This is a genomic window from Paenarthrobacter nitroguajacolicus (genome assembly GCF_031455195.1).
Classification (GTDB): Bacteria; Actinomycetota; Actinomycetes; order Actinomycetales; family Micrococcaceae; genus Arthrobacter; species Arthrobacter nitroguajacolicus_D.
In genome coordinates this window covers 25647-45201 of the sequence record NZ_JAVDSH010000001.1, presented here as the reverse complement: position 1 = coordinate 45201, position 19555 = coordinate 25647, and the positions used below count along the sequence as shown (strand labels likewise).

Genomic DNA, 19555 nt, shown 5'->3' with positions numbered 1-19555 from the left:
GCTGGCGACTCCGGCGGAGCCTTGCCTTATTTACGCCAACAGGCGCCTAGGCCGACTTATTCCTGCGCTTGGCCACGACATCGTGGGCAATCATGGTGGGCTGCGCCTTCTTGAGTACGACGTCGGAGGTGATGACCACCGTGGCGATGTCGTCCCTGCTGGGAAGATCGAACATCACTGGCAGCAGTACTTCTTCCATGATCGCCCGGAGGCCGCGGGCACCCGTGCCGCGCTCCAGCGCCTGGTCGGCAATGGCGTCCAGAGCGTCGTTGTCGAATTGCAGGTCCACACCGTCAAGCTGGAACATCTTCTGGTACTGCTTCACCAGGGCGTTCTTTGGGGTGGACAGAATCTGGATCAAGGCGGGCCGGTCAAGGCTGGAAACAGTGGTGATGACCGGGAGCCGACCAATAAATTCAGGAATCAACCCGAACTTGAGCAGATCCTCGGGCATGACTTCGCCATATGTGTCGACGTTGTCCCGGGCCTCGTTCAGCGGAGCTCCGAAGCCGATGCCCTTGCGCCCGGACCGGGAACCAATGATGTCTTCCAATCCGGCAAACGCACCGGCCACGATGAAGAGCACATTGGTGGTGTCGATCTGGATGAATTCCTGGTGGGGGTGCTTCCGGCCGCCCTGCGGTGGAACCGAGGCAACTGTGCCCTCGAGGATCTTCAGCAGCGCCTGCTGGACACCTTCTCCGGAGACATCCCTGGTGATCGAGGGGTTTTCGCTCTTACGGGAAATCTTGTCGATCTCGTCGATGTAGATGATGCCCTGTTCGGCTTTCTTGACGTCATAGTCGGCGGCCTGGATGAGCTTCAGCAGGATGTTCTCAACGTCCTCGCCAACGTAGCCCGCCTCCGTCAAGGCCGTGGCATCGGCAACAGCAAACGGCACGTTGAGCCGCCGGGCCAGCGTCTGGGCCAAGTAGGTCTTTCCGCAGCCGGTGGGCCCAATCAGCAGGATGTTGGACTTGGCAATTTCGACGTCCTCGTGGTGCGGGCCCTCGCCCAGGGTTCCGGTCTTGGGTGCGTGTCCTGCCTGGATGCGCTTGTAGTGGTTGTACACGGCAACGGCCAACGATCGCTTCGCCGGCTCTTGTCCAATGACGTATTCCTGCAGGAAGTCGAAGATCTCGCGGGGCTTCGGGAGTTCGAAGCTCCCGAGGTCGGAAACCTCCGCAAGTTCCTCTTCGATGATTTCATTGCACAGCTCGATGCACTCGTCGCAGATGTACACACCGGGCCCGGCAATCAGCTTCCGCACCTGCTTTTGGCTCTTTCCGCAGAAAGAACACTTCAGCAGATCCGTGCTCTCGCCAATCCGAGCCATGTGGGAATCCCTTCGTTGCATGCGGGTGATGCGGCGCCGCGCCGTACTCAAGTGTGCGGCCATGCCGCGGTTGGCACCACCGTGACAAGATCCACTCTAGGTCACAATGGTCTGCTTGGGTGGAAACAGAACGCCGGTGCGGTCCATATTTCGTGAACCGCACCGGCGTCCAATTCCGGTTACTACCGGGCGATTGCCTGGGGCTTGATCTTCCGGGAGTCAAGGACCTGGTCGATCAGACCATAGTTCATGGCTTCGGCAGCCGTCAGGATCTTGTCACGCTCAATGTCGTTGTTTACCTGCTCGGAGGTCCGACCCGAGTGGTGGGCCAGCGTGTCCTCAAGCCAGGTACGCATGCGCATAACCTCAGCAGCCTGGATTTCAAGGTCCGAGGCCTGACCACCCTGGCCACCGGAAAGAGCCGGCTGGTGGATCAGTACACGCGCATTCGGCAGCGCCAAACGCTTCCCGGGGGTACCGGCGGCGAGCAGGACCGCTGCGGCACTGGCCGCCTGGCCGAGGCAGACCGTCTGGATCTCCGGGCGGATGTACTGCATGGTGTCGTAGATGGCCGTCATGGCGGTAAACGAACCACCCGGCGAGTTGATGTACAAGGTGATGTCGCGGTCCGGGTCCGTTGACTCAAGGACCAGCAACTGGGCCATGATGTCGTCGGCCGAGGCGTCGTCAACCTGCACGCCAAGGAAGATGATGCGGTCCTCGAACAGCTTCGTGTACGGATCCTGGCGCTTGAAGCCGTAGGGCGTACGCTCTTCGAACTGGGGCAGGACGTAGCGGCTGGACGGGAGGTTACCGGCAGACCATCCGAAGTTGTAGTTCATGTTCTTTACTCCTGGGTTTCAGTGGTTCTTTGGTGCCGGTCAGTTATCGGAGCTCGACTGGTTGGCCGTTCCGCCACCGCCGGCGACAGAGCCGGCGTGGGCCGAAATCTTGTCGAAGAATCCGTACTCCAGGGCCTCGGCTGCGGTGAACCACTTGTCGCGGTCGTTGTCCTTGAGGATGGTTTCGACGGTCTGGCCCGTCTGCTCCGCCGTCAGCTCAGCCATGACCTTCTTCATGTGCAGGATCAGTTCGGCCTGGATCTTGATGTCCGAGGCGGTACCACCGATACCGCCCGAGGGCTGGTGCATCAGGATTCGGGCGTTGGGGGTTGCATAGCGCTTGCCCTTGGTTCCGGAAGACAAGAGGAACTGGCCCATGGAGGCGGCCAGGCCGGTGGCGACGGTGACGACGTCGTTCGGGATGAACTGCATGGTGTCGTAGATGGCCATACCGGCTGTCACGGACCCACCCGGCGAGTTGATGTACAGGTAGATGTCCTTCTCAGGGTCCTCCGCCGAGAGGAGGAGGAGCTGGGAGCAGATGGCGTTGGCGTTCTCGTCACGCACTTCAGAACCGAGCCAAATGATGCGCTCTTTCAGCAGGCGGTTGTAGATGTAGTTGTCCTGGGCTGCGGGATCGACAGTTGCCATCCGGGGAGCCTCTGATTGCTGTGACATAAGTACTTACCTCTCGCTGGTGCCAGTGACCTCACTGAACTTCACTACTTGGACACTAACCGTTTTCAGGGGCGATTTGTTCGCCGGAATCGCACTGTTCGCTGACGGCGCACGTCCGCGTTCAGCACCGATGTCCAGCCTTAAAGCAAACCGACCCCGGATCAGGAGATCCGGGGTCGGTTGAAAGCGTGAACTAGAACTTCACTGCTGCGGGGTCGTCGCTTGCGGGAGTTTCCGCTTCGTCGGCTGCTTCAACAGCTTCAGCTTCTTCGGCTGCGGCTTCACCGGCGGGACGGACGAAGTCGGTGAGGTCAACCTTGTTGCCCTCGGAGTCGACAACCTCTGCCTGGCCCAGGACGACTGCCAGCGCCTTGCGGCGGCGGACCTCGGAAACCATCATGGGAACCTGGCCGCTCTGATCAATGATCTGGGCGAACTGGTTCGGGTCCATGCCGTACTGGCTGGCCGTGGTCACGATGTAGTCGATGAGCTCGTTCTGGCTGACATCGACCTCTTCCTTGTCCGCGATGGCGTCAAGAATGATCTCGTTCTGGAAGGCACGCTCGGTGTTGGCCTTGACCTCGGCGCGGTGCTCCTCGGTGTCGTGGTCACCTTCGCCGTGGGCGTTCTCCGGGTTGAAGTGCGCTTCGATCTGCTCTTCGACCACAGAGTCCGGCACGGGCACCTCAACGAGCTCAACGAGCTTGTCCAGGACCTTGTCGCGGGCTTCAACGCCCTGCTCAACAACCTTGGAGTCGGCAGCCTGCTTGGCGAGGTCCTCGCGGAGCTCAGCCAGGGTGTCGAACTCGGAGGCCAGCTGCGCGAAGTCGTCGTTGGCTTCAGGAAGCTCGCGCTCCTTGACGGCCTTGACCGTGACCTTGACCTGCGCTGCTTCGCCGGCGTGGTCGCCGCCAACCAGCGTGGTGTCGAAGATTGCCTCTTCGTCGGCAGAGAGGCCGGTTACGGCTTCGTCCAGGCCTTCGAGCATGGTGCCTGCGCCTACCTGGTAGGACAGGCCGGCAGCAGAATCGATCTCTTCGCCGTCGATCGTGGCGTTGATGTCGATCGTCAGGAAGTCATCGTTCTTGGCGGGACGCTCAACGGACTTCAGCGTGCCGAAACGGCCGCGCAGTTCGTCGAGGGCCTTGTCGACGTCAGCTTCGGAAGATTCCGCAGCAGCAACCTCAACCTTGATGCCGGAGTATTCCGGCAGTTCGATCTCGGGACGGACATCGATCTCGACCTGGAACTTGAGCTCGCCATCGGTTGCGGACGGGTCCGGAACCTCGGTGATTTCAACTTCGGGACGGCTCAGGGGGCGAACGCCGGTTTCCTGGACAGCAGCCTGGTACCAGCCGTTCAGGCCATCATTGATGGCCGTTTCCAGTACGTAGCCACGGCCGACGCGCTGGTCGATGAGCTTGGAAGGAACTTTGCCCTTGCGGAATCCGGGAACCTGGATCTGCGAAGCAACGGTCTTGTACGCGGCATCGATGCTCGGCTTCAGTTCCTCAAAGGGAACCTCAACGTTGAGCTTGACCCGCGTTGCGGTGAGGTTCTCGACAGCGCTCTTCACAGTCTAAGTACTCCTGATTTTGTGGGTATGGGGTTCTGTCGCATCCCTGAAGCGGATACAAACACAGAGTCGGGGTGACAGGATTTGAACCTGCGACTTCCTGCTCCCAAAGCAGGCGCTCTAGCCAAGCTGAGCTACACCCCGAATGCACAGGACAGTCTACGGGCAAGCGAGCCAAGAATGCACATTTGACACCGCCGCCGGAATTAGGTTTAGTTGTACCCGGCTTCAACAGCCACCGGGAAGATGTCCTGAAACAGGATATCCATCCTGGGGACGTAGCTTAATGGTAAAGCCTCAGTCTTCCAAACTGATTACGCGGGTTCGATTCCCGTCGTCCCCTCCAGGTAAGCGCCCCGATCTGCGGATCGGGGCGCTTTTTTTGCGTCCGCTGAGAGTCGCAGAGTGCGGAGCCGCCTACGCGGAGCCGCCTAAACCTGGCAGCCCGGACACCAGTAAAGCTTCCGTGCACCTATTTCCGTGATCCCCACCAGCGTCCCGCATGCCCGGCAGGGCAATCCGTGACGTTTATAGACGAAGTGCGCATCGGCGTCGGGGGCAGTTGCCCCTTCACCGGTCCACAGTGACGGAGGCGTCGTAACAATCCGTCCGTCGCGGACGCCGTCGGCCATTGTCTCCACGGTGTCGTCCCACAGCCGCCCAGCCGTTTCGGCGTCGATGCTGCTCCCCGGCGTCCACGGATCAACCGCCTGCCGGAAGAGCACCTCGGCCCGATAGATGTTGCCCACCCCGGCGAGCACCGACTGGTCCATCAACAACAACGCCACGGCGGTCTTGCGGCGGCGCAGGCGTCGTATGAACTCGTCTCTGTCCCCCGGACGGTTATGCAACGGGTCCGGACCCAGCCTGGCCAGCACGGCATCGGCTTCCGCAGCTGTGATTGCCGCACAGGTGGTGGCCCCGCGCAGGTCTGCCCAGCCGTGGTCCGAAACGAGGCGGACGCGCACGGCCCCCACTGGCGCCGGTGGCCCAGCGTAAGCACCGTCCGATTCAGCTGAACCGGTCTCCCGCTCGCCGATACGACGGGGAGCTCCGATGCTGGACGCCCCAGTAAAGGATTCGTCGCCGCCGAAGCTCCAGGCCCCGTAGAGGCCCAGATGGACGTGGAGGATTAGTCCGTGGTCGAACCTGAGGAAGAACTGCTTTCCGTGGGCCATGGCGTCAACCATGGTGTGCCCGGTCAGCTGCGCAGCGCCGGCAGCGAACCGTCCTTGCGGGCTGGTAACGTCCAAGCGCCGGCCGCCAAAAACATCCTGGAATTGGCGGGCCAGGCGATGGACCGAGTGGCCTTCGGGCACTATTCGACGATTTCGCCGGTGTTTTCGTACGCCGCGATCTTGCCGATCCGGCGGACATGCCGTTCATCGTTGCTGAAAGGCTCAGCGAGGAATGCCTCGATCAGCTCCGTGGCTTCCTCAACGCTGTGCTGGCGACCTCCGACTGCAACGACGTTGGCGTCATTGTGTTCGCGGGCGAGCTTGGCCGTCGACAGGTTCCAGGCCAGCGCGGCGCGGACACCCTTGACCTTATTGGCAGCAATTTGCTCCCCGTTGCCGGAGCCGCCCAGGACGATTCCCAGGGCATGCACCCCTGCTTCCTGGTCGGCGACCACGGCGAGGCCCGCGTTGATGCAGAAGGACGGGTAGTCATCCAGCGCGTCATACTCCGTCGGACCGTGATCCACTACGTCATAGCCCTTGGCAGTGAGGTGGCTGACCAGGTGGGCACTCAGTTCCATGCCGGCGTGGTCCGTTGCGATGTGGACGCGGGGTTTAGTCACAGGAAGTCCGTTTCTTTCTGGCGCGCAGGTACGGCACTGGGCAGTGGCACAGCACTTGCCGGGCGCGGCGATGAGGGATGCGCTACCTAGGGTACCGCTAGCCGGGTTGTTGGGTCTGCCCGTCGCCTTGCGCTCGATGGGCAGCCCTGTTCAGGACTCCGGCAAGTTTGTCCGCGGAGGCGTGCGTTCCAGCGCTGAGCGCCACGCGCCGCCCATTGAGTTTCCTGACCACAACCGCGGGTCCGCTGCTGACAAGCATCGCCGTGGCGTCGTCGTGGTGTCGCCAGCCCCACCCACCGTAATCCGCAGCTTTCACTTCCGCAGGTGCTGCGGCTGCGATGTCGACGGCGGGAACGGCCAGGACGCGCACGATGCCGCCCGCGAAGACCTGCAGCCCTCCCCTGTCGGCACGTACCCGGGCGAACAGGAATCCTGCGCCGACCAGGGCGGCCAAGGCGACCAAGGCACCCAGCCACGGCACCACGACGGCTATCAGCGCCGCGGGGAACAACGCCGAAACGATGATCATGATGAACACCGAACTGCGGGCGTGTACCCACATCCTGAGGGTGTCGTTGGCGAGGTCGGGGTCCTCCAGGAGGCGGAGCTCCGATTGGAGCGCTGCGTCGTCCTCGGGAGTCCAGCGGGGATCGGGCTTGAAGGCGAACATCATCACGACGCCGAGGGCCAGGGCAGCACCGCTTCCCATGGCCAGCACGATCGGGTCAACGTGGGACAACCGGGCATCCGCAACCCCCGATTGCCCTACCAGGCCAGCCGCCAGGACCGTCGTGATGAAAAGGCTGAGCATGAGGCCGAGGCCCATCATGACGCGCCGCATGACCACCGGCCGGGCCAACGGGACGGCCTGCAGGAACGCTGCCCATCCAAGGAGGGTGATGAGGGCTGCGCCGCCGGCTACATAGGCGCCGAAAGGCGCAAAGGAGGTTCCGCCGTCGGCGTTCCACATAACGGCGACGGGTTGGGGAAGGTCGTTTCGCACCATTTGCGCGCACACAACGAACCCCACCGCGAGCATCAAAGGAAAAGCCACCGCGAACCGTAGTGCGCGGAAGTCGAGCGTGTCCCGGAACCGTCCCATGATCCAACGCTACTCCGTCAGGACGACACTATGGTGAGAGCTCCTTGCCTTACGGGCAGGGAGTGAAAGAATGGCTTCACACCAGCGACCGGGCCTACCGGTCGGCCATCCCACTTTCCCGGAGGCACCACTTTGCCAGGCCTGAACCTCACCCGCGATGAAGCGGCCACCCGCGCCGAACTGCTCAACGTCGAGTCCTACGACGTCACCTTGGATCTGACCAAAGGCCCGGATGTCTTCGGTTCCACCACGGTTGTCAGGTTCTCGGCACGCCCGGGATCCTCGACATTCATCGACGCCATCACACAGGCCGTCCACAGCGTGACCCTCAACGGCACGGAGCTGGACCCCGCGGAGGTGGCCGACGGAGTCCGTATCCAACTCCCCGAACTCGCGGCGGAGAACGAGCTCACCGTGGTAGCGGACGCCCCTTACATGAACACCGGCGAAGGCCTCCACCGCTTCGTCGACCCCGTTGACGGCGAGGCCTACCTCTACACCCAGTTCGAAGTCCCGGACTCCCGCCGCATGTTCGCCGTCTTCGAGCAGCCGGACCTGAAGGCCACTTTTACCTTCACCGTGACGGCGCCATCGCACTGGGATGTCATCTCAAACTCCCCCACACCCGTTCCTACCGAAACCACAGCTGCCGAGGACGGTAGCGCACGGTCTGTCTGGGAGTTCGCTCCGACGCCGCGGCTGTCCTCCTACGTGACAGCCCTGGTTGCGGGGCCGTACCAGTCCGTCCGCTCCGAGGTCACCAGCTCCGACGGCCGGGTTATTCCCCTTGGAGTGTTCGCGCGGAAGTCCCTCATGCAGTACCTCGATGCGGACAACATCTTCGAACTGACGCGCCAGGGCTTCGAGTTCTTCGAAGCACAGTTCGGATGCCCCTACCCGTTCGAGAAGTACGACCAGTTGTTCGTGCCCGAATTCAACGCCGGAGCCATGGAAAACGCAGGCGCCGTGACCATCCTGGAAGGCTACGTCTTCCGCGGCAAAGTCACGGGTGCCCAGATTGAACGGCGTGCCATCACGGTGCTGCACGAACTGGCCCACATGTGGTTCGGGGACCTGGTGACCATGCGCTGGTGGAACGACCTCTGGCTCAACGAGTCCTTCGCCGAATACATGTCCCACCTGGCAGCCGTGGAAAACACCGAATTCGACAGGGCCTGGACCACGTTCGCCTCCGTGGAGAAGTCCTGGGCGTACAAGCAAGACCAGCTGCCAACGACGCACCCGATCTTCGCCGAGATCAACAACCTTGAGGACGTCGAGGTCAACTTCGACGGCATCACGTACGCCAAGGGCGCCTCCGTGCTCCGGCAGTTGGTGGCCTGGGTGGGTCCGGAGCAGTTCATGGCCGGCGTCCGCGCCTACTTTGCCAAGCACGCCTGGAAGAACACCGAGCTCGCAGACCTCATGGTGGAACTCGAAGCCGCCTCAGGACGCGACCTTGACCAGTGGGGCAAGCTCTGGCTCGAAACAGCCGGAGTGAACACGCTCTCCCCTGAGCTCACAGTCGATGCTGCCGGCATCATCACCGGCTTCGCTGTCCGGCAGACCGCGATCGAGGAACAGCCCACGCTCCGCCCGCACCGCCTGGCAGTCGGTTTCTACACCCTCTCCGCCGAGGGGAAGCTGGAACGTACCCACCGGGAAGAACTCGACGTCGACGGCACCCGCACTGAAGTTCCGGCCCTGGTGGGCACCAAGCGCCCTGACTTGATCCTGCTCAATGACGACGACCTCGCCTACGCAAAGGTCCGCCTGGACCCGAACAGCCTGGCGACGGCCAAAGCACACCTGAAGGATTTCGCTGCCAGCCTCCCCCGGACTTTGGTGTGGGGCTCGGCGTGGGACGCAGCGCGCGACGGCGAAACCCCGGCGCGCGGCTATGCGGACCTGATCCTGGCCAACATTGCCGACGAGACTGATTCCTCCGTGATATTGGTCCAGCTGCGCCAACTCGCGACCACCCTGACGTATTACGTGGCCGCCGACCACAAGTTGGCGGCCACCACTGCGGCAGCCGGCAAGCTGTGGGATCTGGCCTCCTCCGTTGAGGCGGGCTCGGACGCACAGTTGCAGTTCGCGAAGGCCTTCGCCCAGCTCGCGCGAAGCGACCGGCAGCTGGACCGCCTCCAGGCCCTCCTTGACGGGACGGAAACACTCGAGGGCCTGACTGTCGACCAGGACATGCGGTGGGAACTCCTGACCGCTTTGGTGGCCGGCGGCCGCCAGGGCCAGGAGCGTATCGACTCCGAACTCGCCGGTGACAACACCTCAAACGGCCAAAACGCTGCGGCGCAGGCCAAGGCGGCCATCCCCACCCCCGAGGCCAAGCAAGCGGCCTGGGACTCAATAGTGGTCAAGGGCGAGCTTTCCAACGCCCTCCAGGCGTCCGCCGTGGCCGGCTTCATGCGGGTGCCCGACACTGCCTTGCTGGAGCCGTTCGCAGAGAAGTACTTCGAGGCCGTGCCCGGAATCGTCAAGGAACGCACCCACGCCCTGGCGCAGCAGATCGTGGTGGGCCTTTACCCTGCACAGCTCACCACGCAAGCCACCGTGGACCGCACGGACGAATTCCTGGCCGGACTTCCGGAAGAGAGCGCCGCGTTGCGCCGCATGATGCTGGAAAACCGCGACGGCGTTGTCAGGGCACTGCGCGCAAGGGCAGCGGACGTCTAGGCAACACCGCACATCAGGCTTATGCGGACGGTCGCGCTTGCGTAGCTAGACTGTCCGCATGAGCCTGAACGAGCACCACTACGAGCTGACCGTCCGTTGGACAGGCAACCTGGGCGAGGGCACCTCCAGTTACCGGGGCTACTCCCGCGAGCATGATGTCGAGATCGCCGGGCTGCCCACACTGAAGGGTTCAGCCGACCCCACGTTCCACGGTGACAGGACCAGGTACAACCCCGAACAGCTCTTGCTTGCCGCGCTCTCGCAGTGCCACATGTTGTCCTTCCTGCATGTGGCCGTCAAACATGGCGTGGTGGTCACAGCCTACGAGGACAACGCGGAGGGCCTCATGAAGATGAACCGGGACGGCAGCGGACAGTTCGAAGCTGTGACCCTGAAGCCGCACGTCACCATCGCCGACCCCGGCCACTCCGCCTTGGTGCCCCAGCTGCACCACGAAGCCAATCAGGTTTGCTTCATCGCGCGAAGCGTCAACTTCCCGGTACACCACGAACCCATCACGACGGCGGCCGCCGCCTAACGCTCCTGGTCCCGCCAAAGTGCCACGAGCCTGCGCTCAGCCTCCCGGCTGAGCCCGGCTTTGCGTTCCCGGTCCAAGCCCCGCCTCCGTTCGTCCTCAAGGGCGGCAGCGAGCGTCTCCTGCCAGGGCCGAAGATGCATTCCGTGGTCCCGCGCTGACAGGTTGGTGCGCGCCTGGAATCCGTCATGGTCCGGCGGGAGCCAGAGGGGCAAAGAATCAGGACCCGCCCAGCACTCCACCCCTTGTTCCGCCAGCCAGGCTCCGGTGGCGCGCGCAACGTCCAAGTCCAGGTTTCCGGCGGCACGCGTGCACTCTGCGAAGTAGTCCTCGAACCGGACTACATCCCCCACGGCGTTGAAAGTGCCGGTGAGCCGCGTCTCCGCGCCCCGGAGGATCCATGCCGCCAGATCCCGGACGTCGATGATCTGGGTTGCGTCGTCCGGGATGTCCGGAACCAGTACCGTGTCCCCGCCGGCAGCACAACGGCCAGGCCAGTAGCCGTAGCGGTCCGTTTCGTCGCCCGGGCCGCCGATCAGCCCGGCACGGACAATGTGGGCTTTGTCCCCCGCCGCGGACACAGTGAGCTGCTCGATGGCCACTTTGGATTCGCCATAGGTCTCCGGCGTCCCCGCCTGCCCCTCAGGCAAGGGCTCCAAAAGCGCAGCGGTTTCATCGGCGCCCGGAACTGAATGGTCCGCATATACGGAGCAACTCGAGACGAAGGTCCAATGCGCGGCGCCTGGGGCCAGCTGTTCCAATGCCTCTCGTGCCCTCATGGGATCCCGTGCCACCTCCACCACCGCGTCCCAGTTGCGGCCAAGGCCTTCGTAGGCCGCGGCACCCACGGTGCGGTCGCCCCTGACCCAGGTAACGCCGTCGGGCGGTTCCGTCGAAGTACCCCGGGCAAAGCAGGTGACCTGGTGCCCTGAGGCCACGGCCTGCCGGGCGATTTCCGCGGACAGGAAGGCGGTACCGCCAAGGACCAGGATGCGCATACCGTCACGCTACGGCGCTAGGGTTATCAGTGGACAGAGTGTTCCGCGCCCGGCGAACACGGGCCGACGACAAGGAGCTATTCCACCTTGACCTCCATCCCCCTAGCGGAAACCATCACGTTGGAACCAGAGAAAATAGACCTCGTATCAATCCTCGTCACCATCGGTGTAGGGCTGGCAGTCTGGATCGTTGCGCGGTTCATCATCGGGCGCATAACGCGCCGGGTGTCTGCCGGTAGCTCCTTCTTCAAGAAGGCGCACTTCAAATGGGTGCAACCCGCCATACGCGCACTGGACCACGAACGGCGTTCCCAACGCGCCGAAACCATCGGCACCCTGCTGACAAGCCTGGTGAGCGTCATTGTTGTGGTGATTGTCATCATCTACGTCCTGAAATACATGAACGTCGACGTGGCGCCTCTCCTGACCAGCGTTGGCATCCTGGGCGTCGCCATCGGTTTCGGCGCCCAGCAACTGATCCGGGATTTCCTCGCGGGCATCTTCATCACCATCGAGGACCAATACGGTATTGGCGACGTGATCGTTACCAGCGAAGTGGTTGGTACCGTTGAATCCGTGGGACTGCGAATTACCCGGGTTCGCGCCGAAGACGGAGCCATCTGGTACCTGCGCAACGGTGAAATCCTGCGGGTGGGCAACCGCTCGCAGGGTGACTACGTACCGCTGGAAGCACCCACCACCAGCGATAACCCCGGCGCTGCCGCTGCGCCCGTGACTGCTGGCGCACCACGCGCCACCAAGGCCGAGGAAAAGTCCAATGAATAGCATTTCCGGTGGGCAGCCACCAGCGCCGGAGGCGGGCCCCCGCCGCCAACTGATGCAGAACGATCCCTTCAGCCAGCCCGCCTACACGGACAGCTTCTACGCTACCGTCGGTGGACATGAAACGTTCGTCAAGCTCATTGACGTCTTTTACGACGGCGTGGCCACGGATCCGTTGCTGCGTCCCATGTACCCCGAAGAGGACCTTGGGCCTGCGAAGCGGCGCTTCCTCATGTTCCTGGAACAGTACTGGGGCGGGCCCACCACCTACGGCGAGGAACGTGGACACCCCCGGCTTCGGATGCGGCACATGCCGTTCCGGGTCACCCCCGAGGCGAAGGACCGGTGGTTGTTCCACATGCGGACCGCCGTGGACGCGTTGGATCTCTCCCCGCTGCATGAGGGCACGTTGTGGGACTACATGGAACGCGCCGCGCTGACCATGGTCAACAGCCCATCAGCCGGACCCGACGCCTGAACCTCAGAAGCCGAGCCCGAGCCCCGCGCCCGTACGGACCAGTACATGGCCGCGGGGCCCGCTCAACCGGAACCAGCGGCCGTTTCGGTACACCTGCTGCTCACCGTCGGCCAGGAAACCCAATGCGAAAGCGGCGAAAGCCGCGCCCGACGGTAGGTCCTCCACGCCAGGCATTCCACGTCCCCAAACGGCAGCCCTGGCGGTATTGACGACGGCGGCACCCGCTGCGGTCGGAATGACGCCGGCCACCTCCGCAATGCCTGCTTCGGCCGCGGACCTGAGGTCGGCGTCGGACACTGAACCCTGTGGTTCCCAACCGGCGCGCGGTGCCCCGACGCCCGCCCAGGACTCTTTAACCGTCGACGGCGGGATGGGCAGGTCAGCGTCTCCGGCAAGGGAGCGGGCCAACCGGTCCATGACGGACGCAAGCGTCACCGTGACGTCAGCCTGGGCCGGCTCAGCGAGGGCCATGGTCCGCAAGCCGAGAATTGTGGGCGTGGACTCGCCAAGGATGCGGGGCCGCAGGACGCATACATAGGCAGCGAGGACGTTGCCTGCCGCCTGGAGGCGGATGGCGCCGTCGTCGATGCTTTTTGCCCGGGTGACGAAGGTCCGCAAATCGGCGAGGTCGCGGGGATCGGCGAAGCGGAAGGACTGGGTCAAGACGTCTGTCACATGATCGACTCTACCGGCATGTCCGCGGTTGAGAGGGGTCGGGGCGGCGTCTAAAGTCGAACCATGACTGAGACGAACGCTGGCCTTGACGTGCAGGCACCCACAGAAGACCCCATGGAAGTGCTGATCGGCCTGCTGGACCTTGGTGATTTCGACGGTGCCCGGACCAACGAGGACATCTTCCTCGGGCCGTCCCAAAAGCAGCCCCGCCACCGTGTTTTTGGCGGCCAGGTCCTTGCCCAGTCAATGATGGCCGGAATGCGGACCGTGGAACCAGACCGGGTGGCGCACTCCATGCACGGCTATTTCCTCCGCCCCGGCGACGCGAACAAGCCCATCACGTTCGGCGTCGAGCGGCTGCGCGACGGCCGTTCCTTCTCCGCCCGGCGTGTGCATGCCTACCAGGACGGCGTTCCGATCCTGTCGATGATCGCCTCGTTCCAGGTGGAGGACAACGGCCTGGACCATCAGGCAACCATGCCCGAAGGCATCCCGGATCCGGAAACCCTGCCAAGCACGGCCGAACTGTTGTCGCACTTCGACCACCCGCTGGCCCGGCACATGTCCTCCGAGCGGCCCTTCGACGTCCGCCACATCGACCCCGCACTTTACGTTTCCCCGCCAAGCGAGCATGTGGCCACCAATGCTGTGTGGATGAAGACTATGGGTCCGCTCCCTGACGACCCCAATCTGCATATCGCGGCCCTGGCCTATGCCAGCGACTACACACTGCTGGAGCCCATTCTCCGCAAACACGGTCTCTCCTGGATGACGCCGGGCATGAGCGTAGCCAGCTTGGACCACGCCATGTGGTGGCATCGACCCGTCAAGGTGGACGAGTGGATGCTGTACGTGCAGGAGTCCCCCAGCGCCCAGGGTGCCCGGGGACTGTCCACCGGCCGCATCTTCAACCGCGCCGGCCAACATATTGCCACCGTGGCGCAGGAGGGCATGGTCAGGATCCCCTAGCCAGCGCATGAACGCGGAACGGCCGGTCCCTGTGGGACCGGCCGTTCTTTGCTTCATGGCTGCCAGGCGCGGGTATTAGTCGCGGGTCAGGCGGCGGTGGGTGACGCGGTGCGGCTTCGCGGCATCCGGGCCGAGGCGCTCCACCTTGTTCTCCTCGTAGGAGTCGAAGTTGCCTTCAAACCAGTACCACTTGGACGGGTTCTCGTCATCACCTTCGTAGGCGAGGATGTGCGTGGCCACCCGGTCGAGGAACCAACGGTCGTGCGAGACCACCACGGCGCAGCCCGGGAATTCGAGAAGCGCGTTTTCCAGGCTGCTCAGGGTTTCGACGTCGAGGTCGTTAGTGGGCTCATCCAGGAGCAGCAAGTTGCCGCCCTGCTTGAGCGTCAGAGCCAGGTTCAGGCGGTTGCGCTCACCACCGGAGAGGACACCGGCCTTCTTCTGCTGGTCCGGCCCCTTGAAACCAAAAGCGGAAACGTAGGCCCGGGACGGCATTTCGACCTGTCCCACCTGGATGAAGTCGTGACCTTCAGAAACAACCTCCCAGAGGGACTTGTTCGGATCAATGCCACCACGGGACTGGTCCACGTAGGAGATCTTCACGGACTCGCCGATCTTGAGCTCACCGTCATCCAAGGGCTCCATGCCGACGATCGTTTTGAACAGCGTGGACTTGCCTACGCCGTTCGGTCCGATGACGCCAACAATGCCGTTGCGGGGCAGCGAGAAAGACAGATCTTCGATCAGGACGCGATCGTCGAAGCCCTTCTTCAGATTCTTGGCCTCGATGACCAATGAACCAAGGCGCGGACCCGGCGGAATCTGGATCTCTTCGAAGTCCAGCTTGCGGGTGCGCTCGGCCTCCGCGGCCATTTCCTCGTAACGGGCCAGACGGGCCTTGGACTTGGTCTGGCGGCCCTTGGCGTTGGAGCGGACCCACTCAAGTTCCTCGGTCAGGCGCTTGGAAAGCTTGGCGTCCTTCTTGCCCTGGACTTCGAGGCGAGCCTTCTTCTTCTCCAGGTAGGTGGAGTAATTGCCCTCGTAGGGGTACAGGTGGCCGCGGTCAACTTCAGCGATCCACTCAGCCACGTGGTCAAGGAAGTAGCGGTCGTGGGTGACGGCAAGTACGGCGCCGGGGTACTGGGACAGGTGCTGTTCAAGCCACAGCACGCTTTCCGCGTCCAAGTGGTTAGTGGGCTCGTCCAGGAGCAGGAGGTCTGGCTTCTGCAGGAGGAGCTTGCACAGTGCAACACGGCGGCGTTCACCACCGGAGAGGACCGTGACGTCAGAATCAGCCGGCGGGCAGCGCAAGGCGTCCATGGCCTGCTCGAGCTGGGAGTCGATGTCCCAGGCGTCGGCGGCGTCAATGGCTTCCTGGAGCTTGCCCATCTCGTCCAGGAGCGTGTCGTAGTCGGCATCCGGGTTTGCCATTTCCTCGGAAATTTCGTTGAACCGCTGGATCTTGCCGTAGATCTCGCCAACGCCTTCCTGGACGTTGCCCAGGACAGTCTTCTCCTCGTTCAGCGGCGGCTCCTGCAAGAGGATTCCCACGGTGTAGCCGGGGCTCAGGCGGGCTTCGCCGTTCGACGGCGTGTCCAGTCCAGCCATGATCTTGAGGATGGTGGACTTGCCAGCACCGTTCGGGCCCACGACGCCGATCTTCGCGCCGGGGTAGAACGACATGCTGACATCGTCCAGAATAAGTTTGTCGCCAACGGCCTTGCGAGCCTTGGTCATCGTGTAAATGAATTCCGCCATACCCTTAAATCTAGTGGCTAGGCGTACATAACTCACATTCGGGCGCCTCGCGCAGCTAGCGGGTGTCCCCCACGAAGCATTTTCCGGTGGCGAGGACCGGCAGCACCGTCACCATGACACCGCCGTCACGGATCTGGCCCATGACACAGTTTTCCCCGGTCAGGGCGGCCGCCTCCATGGCATCGACATCCAAGCCAGTGGGCGTGCGGCTGACAGATACTTCCACATTCGCCTTAGGGATGCCTGCGGAAACCAAGGCCGCCCTTATGGCTTCCCTGTCCGGCTTGGCATTGGCTGTGACCAGCTTCTTCAAGGTGCTCTCCACCGCGAGCCTGGTGGCTTCCACCGCTGGGTCCACGCTGGCTGTCGCCACGGGAGCCAAAGAGGACGGGACGCTTGAAGGGCTGCTGGCGGGCAAAGCGGGGCCCGTGCAGGCAGTCATCGCCAACGCCGTCGCGGCGAGCACTGACAAGCCAGCCACGCGAATTCTTCTGGCCGCGGCCATGGCCGCCACGCCACGCTCCGGTAATGTTCCACTGCTGATCACGTAGCTATTGTGCCATTCACAGGGGGACCCGACGGGCGTAGCTTTTCCTACAAGGAGCTTTGGCTCGCGGTAACCGGAGATGAAGGCTAACCATGACAGGAAAGTCCTCGGATGCAGTGGCCACAACCAGCATCTCGGCGAATCGACAGAAGGTGTGGGAGGCGCTGACCGACCCTGCCCTCATCAAGCAGTACTTCCTCGGCACACACGTCGCTACCACGTGGCGAGTCGGCGATCCCATTACCTACTCCGGCGAATACAACGGGAAGTCATATGAGGACAAGGGAACGATCCTCACCTTCGAGCCTCCAGCCCTGCTGAAGACCACCCATTACAGCCCGGCCTCAGGCCTGCCCGACACTGCGGAGAACTATCACACGGTCGAATACAGCCTCGCAGAGGAGCCCGGTGGGACCCGCGTGACCATCAGGCAAGGCAATAACTCGACTGACCAAGAGACGACGCAATCCACCGAAACGTGGCAGCTGGTGCTTCGCAACCTCAAGGAATTCCTCGAGTCCTAGACCTTTGCTGACATCCCCCTTGGACCGTGTCCAGGGGGATGTCATTGGTGCCCCAGGAGGGAATCGAACCCCCGACCGGCGGATTAGAAGGCCGCTGCTCTATCCCCTGAGCTACTGGGGCGCACCTGGCGCCGTTACCGACACAGGCCGCTGGCGCCACAAAGAGTTTACAGTGCGTTCGGCCGGCAACCTGACAACCCTGCGCGGCACTCCTTCCCTCCACAGGCATGGCAGCAGCAAGTTATGCACATAGCCTTGGTGTGCCCTCCTCGTTTGGTCCGCCGTGGACAAGGCTGAAAGAGCCGGACAGGCACTTCCCTACACCAAGAAGGACCACCATGAACGACATCATCACCGTCCGCGGCTTTGTAGCCTCGGAGGTCAAAAGTTCCACCACAGCGCGGGGAACCTCCACCGCTTCATTCCGCTTGGGATCCACGGAGCGGCGCTACGATCGGGCCACCAACACGTGGGTTGATGGCAACACCAACTGGTACACGGTTCAATCGTTCCGCTACCTTGCCGGTCATGTGGGGTGCAGCGTCAAGAAGGGGCAACGGGTCCTCGTCGTTGGACGCCTCCGTTTGCGGCAGTGGGAACACGAAGGGCGCGTCTACCACGTGGCGGAAATCGACGCCGAATCAGTGGGACACGATCTCATGTGGGGCTCCGCCAACTTCACCCGGATGAACGGCAGCACAGCCCCTGCCGAAACGCTTCCTTCTGTTGAGGCATCCGGCATGCAGGAACGAAACAGCGATTGGGACGCCGATCATGATCAAGTACCGCCAGAAGACGATACCGAGGAAGTCCCAGAGGGGGCCTCCGACGACAGCGAAACGCTATTAGTCAACATTGAAACCGGTGAATTGGCGGGTGCCGGAGTGTGATCCTGTTGCACTTATTCGCGTACTTGCGGGACCAGCCCTGCAAGTAACGCCTATTCTGGGTCCATGCCACAGCACGATGCAGCCCCGGGAGGCGCGACCGCTCCCGCCTCCTGGGCAGCCGTCGAGCAATTGTTCGGAACCAAGGGGGAACCCTCCCGGTGCTGGTGCCGGTGGTTCGCCCTCACCGGCGCGGACTGGAAGACCAGCACACCGGATAACCGCAAAGAACAGCTGAAAGCTGCGTTCAGTACTGGTCCCGCGCCAGGCGTGCTCGCGTTTGATGGCAATCGCCCGATTGGCTGGTGCGCTGTGGAACCGCGAGCCAACTACCCACGGCTCAAGAAATCCCACGTACTTAGAGGATCCAAAGTGGGATTCGGTGACGAAGCCAATCTATGGGCCGTCAGTTGCTTTGTCGTGGCACCAGGCCATCGGCGTTCCGGAGTTTCGAGCGCGCTCCTGGCAGCGGCGAAAGAGCATGCCTTTGGCAACGGCGCCGACGTCATCGAGGCGTATCCAGTGGACACCGCGGTCAGGACCAAAGCCACCGCAGCGGAGCTTTTTCACGGAACCGTCTCACTTTTCGGGGCGGCCGGATTCAGCATCGTGTCGAGGCCCTCACCAGGACGCGCAGTCATGCGATGCCTTGCAGGAACGATGACAGGTGGTGGAGTTAAGCAATGACCACACGTGACCTGGTCCAGTCGATCCGTTCAAGCATTCGTTCCGCTGGGGACCCCGAGCGGGCGCGGGGAGCCCAGGCTTATATGAAATCCGACATGCCTTCCTGGGGTGTGCGTGTGCCTGAAGTACGGAAAATCGTCAAGGCAGCTGTGCGGGAGTTCCCTCCGTCGTCACCGGACGAACTGCGCGTTGCGGTGCATGATCTGTGGCGTCACGCGGAAGCACGGGAGGAGCGCTATGCCGCCATCGACCTGACAGGGCTGAAGATGGCCAAGGGCGATCTCGACATGCTGCCGGTCTACGAGGAAATCATCCGTACGGGTGCCTGGTGGGACCTGGTGGACGGGGTGGCTCACCGAATCTGTGCCCTCCTGATGGCCCACCCTGCCACCATGAAGCCGCTATTGCTCCGCTGGTCCGGGGATCAGGACATGTGGATCAGAAGGGCCGCGATTACCTCACAGCTTGCCGCGAAGGCAGCGACCGATACAGGCCTGCTGGCCGCTGTTATCGGGGCAAATGTGGCCGACGAGGAGTTCTTTATCCGCAAAGCGATTGGCTGGGCCCTGCGCGAGTACAGCAAGACGGATCCGGAATGGGTGCGCGCTTTCACAGAAGAGTACGCGTCGGACCTGAGCCCGCTGTCCGCCCGGGAGGCCCTGCGGCTCCTGCCGTCTCGGTGACC

21 protein-coding genes and 3 tRNA genes are annotated in these 19555 nt (G+C 63.0%); 11 read left to right on the top strand and 13 right to left on the bottom strand.

The annotated features are described in order from the left end of the window. Positions 1-46: 46 nt before the first annotated feature. From clpX to J2Y68_RS00250, 5 genes are all read right to left on the bottom strand, one after another. Positions 47-1336, bottom strand: a complete 1290-nt coding sequence (clpX, locus tag J2Y68_RS00270) for an ATP-dependent Clp protease ATP-binding subunit ClpX (protein ID WP_309988306.1) — start codon at positions 1334-1336, stop codon at positions 47-49. A gap of 182 nt (positions 1337-1518) precedes the next feature. Beyond that, positions 1519-2178, bottom strand: a complete 660-nt coding sequence (locus J2Y68_RS00265) for an ATP-dependent Clp protease proteolytic subunit (protein ID WP_018777832.1) — start codon at positions 2176-2178, stop codon at positions 1519-1521. A 39-nt stretch (positions 2179-2217) separates the two neighbouring features. Next, the gene (locus J2Y68_RS00260) at positions 2218-2829 is read right to left on the bottom strand and encodes an ATP-dependent Clp protease proteolytic subunit (RefSeq protein WP_167265855.1); all 612 of its coding nucleotides are present in this window, start codon (positions 2827-2829) and stop codon (positions 2218-2220) included. A gap of 220 nt (positions 2830-3049) precedes the next feature. Then, complete coding sequence (gene tig, locus J2Y68_RS00255; protein WP_309988297.1) at positions 3050-4432, bottom strand: trigger factor; 1383 nt, start codon at positions 4430-4432, stop codon at positions 3050-3052. Positions 4433-4501: 69 nt separating this feature from the next. After that, positions 4502-4576: transfer RNA gene (locus J2Y68_RS00250), tRNA-Pro, on the bottom strand. Between the two features lie 128 nt (positions 4577-4704). On the opposite strand from J2Y68_RS00250, the gene J2Y68_RS00245 reads away from it, so the two are divergent. Continuing rightward, a tRNA-Gly gene (locus J2Y68_RS00245) sits at positions 4705-4778 on the top strand. A gap of 85 nt (positions 4779-4863) precedes the next feature. On the opposite strand, the gene J2Y68_RS00240 is transcribed toward J2Y68_RS00245, so the two are convergent. The 3 genes from J2Y68_RS00240 to J2Y68_RS00230 all read right to left on the bottom strand — a co-directional run bounded on the left by J2Y68_RS00240 (position 4864) and on the right by J2Y68_RS00230 (position 7335). Continuing rightward, on the bottom strand, positions 4864-5751 hold the full coding sequence (locus tag J2Y68_RS00240; protein ID WP_309988295.1) for an Fpg/Nei family DNA glycosylase: 888 nt from the start codon (positions 5749-5751) through the stop codon (positions 4864-4866). Then, positions 5751-6233, bottom strand: a complete 483-nt coding sequence (locus J2Y68_RS00235) for a ribose-5-phosphate isomerase (RefSeq protein WP_309988292.1) — start codon at positions 6231-6233, stop codon at positions 5751-5753. The genes J2Y68_RS00240 and J2Y68_RS00235 overlap by 1 nt, the downstream gene beginning before the upstream one ends. A 97-nt stretch (positions 6234-6330) precedes the next feature. Next, entirely contained in the window at positions 6331-7335 is a 1005-nt protein-coding gene (locus J2Y68_RS00230) for a hypothetical protein (RefSeq protein ID WP_309988291.1), read from the bottom strand. Positions 7336-7467: 132 nt separating this feature from the next. On the opposite strand from J2Y68_RS00230, the gene pepN reads away from it, so the two are divergent. Both pepN and J2Y68_RS00220 read left to right on the top strand, forming a co-directional pair. Then, positions 7468-10029, top strand: a complete 2562-nt coding sequence (gene pepN, locus J2Y68_RS00225; protein WP_309988288.1) for an aminopeptidase N — start codon at positions 7468-7470, stop codon at positions 10027-10029. 58 nt (positions 10030-10087) lie between these two features. Further along, positions 10088-10567: an OsmC family protein gene (locus tag J2Y68_RS00220; RefSeq protein WP_211712206.1), complete on the top strand. Its 480-nt coding sequence runs from the start codon at positions 10088-10090 to the stop codon at positions 10565-10567. Here J2Y68_RS00220 and J2Y68_RS00215 read toward each other — a convergent pair. Further along, a complete protein-coding gene (locus J2Y68_RS00215) occupies positions 10564-11562 on the bottom strand; it encodes an NAD-dependent epimerase/dehydratase family protein (RefSeq protein ID WP_309988286.1) in 999 nt (332 codons plus the stop codon). The genes J2Y68_RS00220 and J2Y68_RS00215 overlap by 4 nt on opposite strands. A gap of 87 nt (positions 11563-11649) precedes the next feature. Here J2Y68_RS00215 and J2Y68_RS00210 point away from each other — a divergent pair, with 87 nt between their 5' ends. Together J2Y68_RS00210 and J2Y68_RS00205 are read left to right on the top strand one after the other, a co-directional pair. Beyond that, positions 11650-12348 carry a mechanosensitive ion channel family protein gene (locus J2Y68_RS00210; protein WP_309988283.1) on the top strand — a complete coding sequence of 233 codons (699 nt, stop codon included), beginning with the start codon at positions 11650-11652 and terminating at the stop codon, positions 12346-12348. Then, positions 12341-12823 (top strand): globin, encoded by a 483-nt coding sequence (locus J2Y68_RS00205; RefSeq protein ID WP_309988281.1) that lies wholly within the window; start codon positions 12341-12343, stop codon positions 12821-12823. Before J2Y68_RS00210 ends, J2Y68_RS00205 begins: the two co-directional genes overlap by 8 nt. 3 nt (positions 12824-12826) lie before the next feature. Here J2Y68_RS00205 and J2Y68_RS00200 read toward each other — a convergent pair whose 3' ends face one another. After that, the gene (locus tag J2Y68_RS00200) at positions 12827-13498 is read right to left on the bottom strand and encodes a hypothetical protein (protein WP_309988278.1); all 672 of its coding nucleotides are present in this window, start codon (positions 13496-13498) and stop codon (positions 12827-12829) included. A 63-nt stretch (positions 13499-13561) separates the two neighbouring features. Between J2Y68_RS00200 and J2Y68_RS00195 the strand changes: the two genes are divergently transcribed. After that, positions 13562-14467, top strand: a complete 906-nt coding sequence (locus tag J2Y68_RS00195; RefSeq protein WP_309988275.1) for an acyl-CoA thioesterase — start codon at positions 13562-13564, stop codon at positions 14465-14467. A gap of 75 nt (positions 14468-14542) precedes the next feature. Here the strand turns inward: J2Y68_RS00195 and ettA are convergent, their stop codons facing one another. Further along, positions 14543-16225 carry an energy-dependent translational throttle protein EttA gene (gene ettA, locus J2Y68_RS00190; RefSeq protein ID WP_091323924.1) on the bottom strand — a complete coding sequence of 561 codons (1683 nt, stop codon included), beginning with the start codon at positions 16223-16225 and terminating at the stop codon, positions 14543-14545. 55 nt (positions 16226-16280) lie between these two features. Beyond that, on the bottom strand, positions 16281-16550 hold the full coding sequence (locus J2Y68_RS21995; protein ID WP_397334630.1) for a DUF6993 domain-containing protein: 270 nt from the start codon (positions 16548-16550) through the stop codon (positions 16281-16283). On the opposite strand from J2Y68_RS21995, the gene J2Y68_RS00180 reads away from it, so the two are divergent. Together J2Y68_RS00180 and J2Y68_RS00175 are read left to right on the top strand one after the other, a co-directional pair. Further along, positions 16465-16776 (top strand): hypothetical protein, encoded by a 312-nt coding sequence (locus J2Y68_RS00180; RefSeq protein WP_309988269.1) that lies wholly within the window; start codon positions 16465-16467, stop codon positions 16774-16776. The genes J2Y68_RS21995 and J2Y68_RS00180 overlap by 86 nt on opposite strands. Positions 16777-16864: 88 nt before the next feature. Further along, on the top strand, positions 16865-17296 hold the full coding sequence (locus J2Y68_RS00175) for an SRPBCC family protein (RefSeq protein ID WP_309988267.1): 432 nt from the start codon (positions 16865-16867) through the stop codon (positions 17294-17296). 45 nt (positions 17297-17341) lie between these two features. On the opposite strand, the gene J2Y68_RS00170 is transcribed toward J2Y68_RS00175, so the two are convergent. Beyond that, positions 17342-17417, bottom strand: a tRNA-Arg gene (locus J2Y68_RS00170). Positions 17418-17634: 217 nt separating this feature from the next. Here J2Y68_RS00170 and J2Y68_RS00165 point away from each other — a divergent pair. The 3 genes from J2Y68_RS00165 to J2Y68_RS00155 all read left to right on the top strand — a co-directional run bounded on the left by J2Y68_RS00165 (position 17635) and on the right by J2Y68_RS00155 (position 19553). Next, on the top strand, positions 17635-18186 hold the full coding sequence (locus J2Y68_RS00165) for a single-stranded DNA-binding protein (RefSeq protein ID WP_309988265.1): 552 nt from the start codon (positions 17635-17637) through the stop codon (positions 18184-18186). 63 nt (positions 18187-18249) lie between these two features. After that, a complete protein-coding gene (locus J2Y68_RS00160; RefSeq protein WP_309988264.1) occupies positions 18250-18870 on the top strand; it encodes a GNAT family N-acetyltransferase in 621 nt (206 codons plus the stop codon). Then, a complete protein-coding gene (locus tag J2Y68_RS00155) occupies positions 18867-19553 on the top strand; it encodes a DNA alkylation repair protein (protein WP_309988261.1) in 687 nt (228 codons plus the stop codon). Before J2Y68_RS00160 ends, J2Y68_RS00155 begins: the two co-directional genes overlap by 4 nt. Positions 19554-19555: the final 2 nt, after the last annotated feature.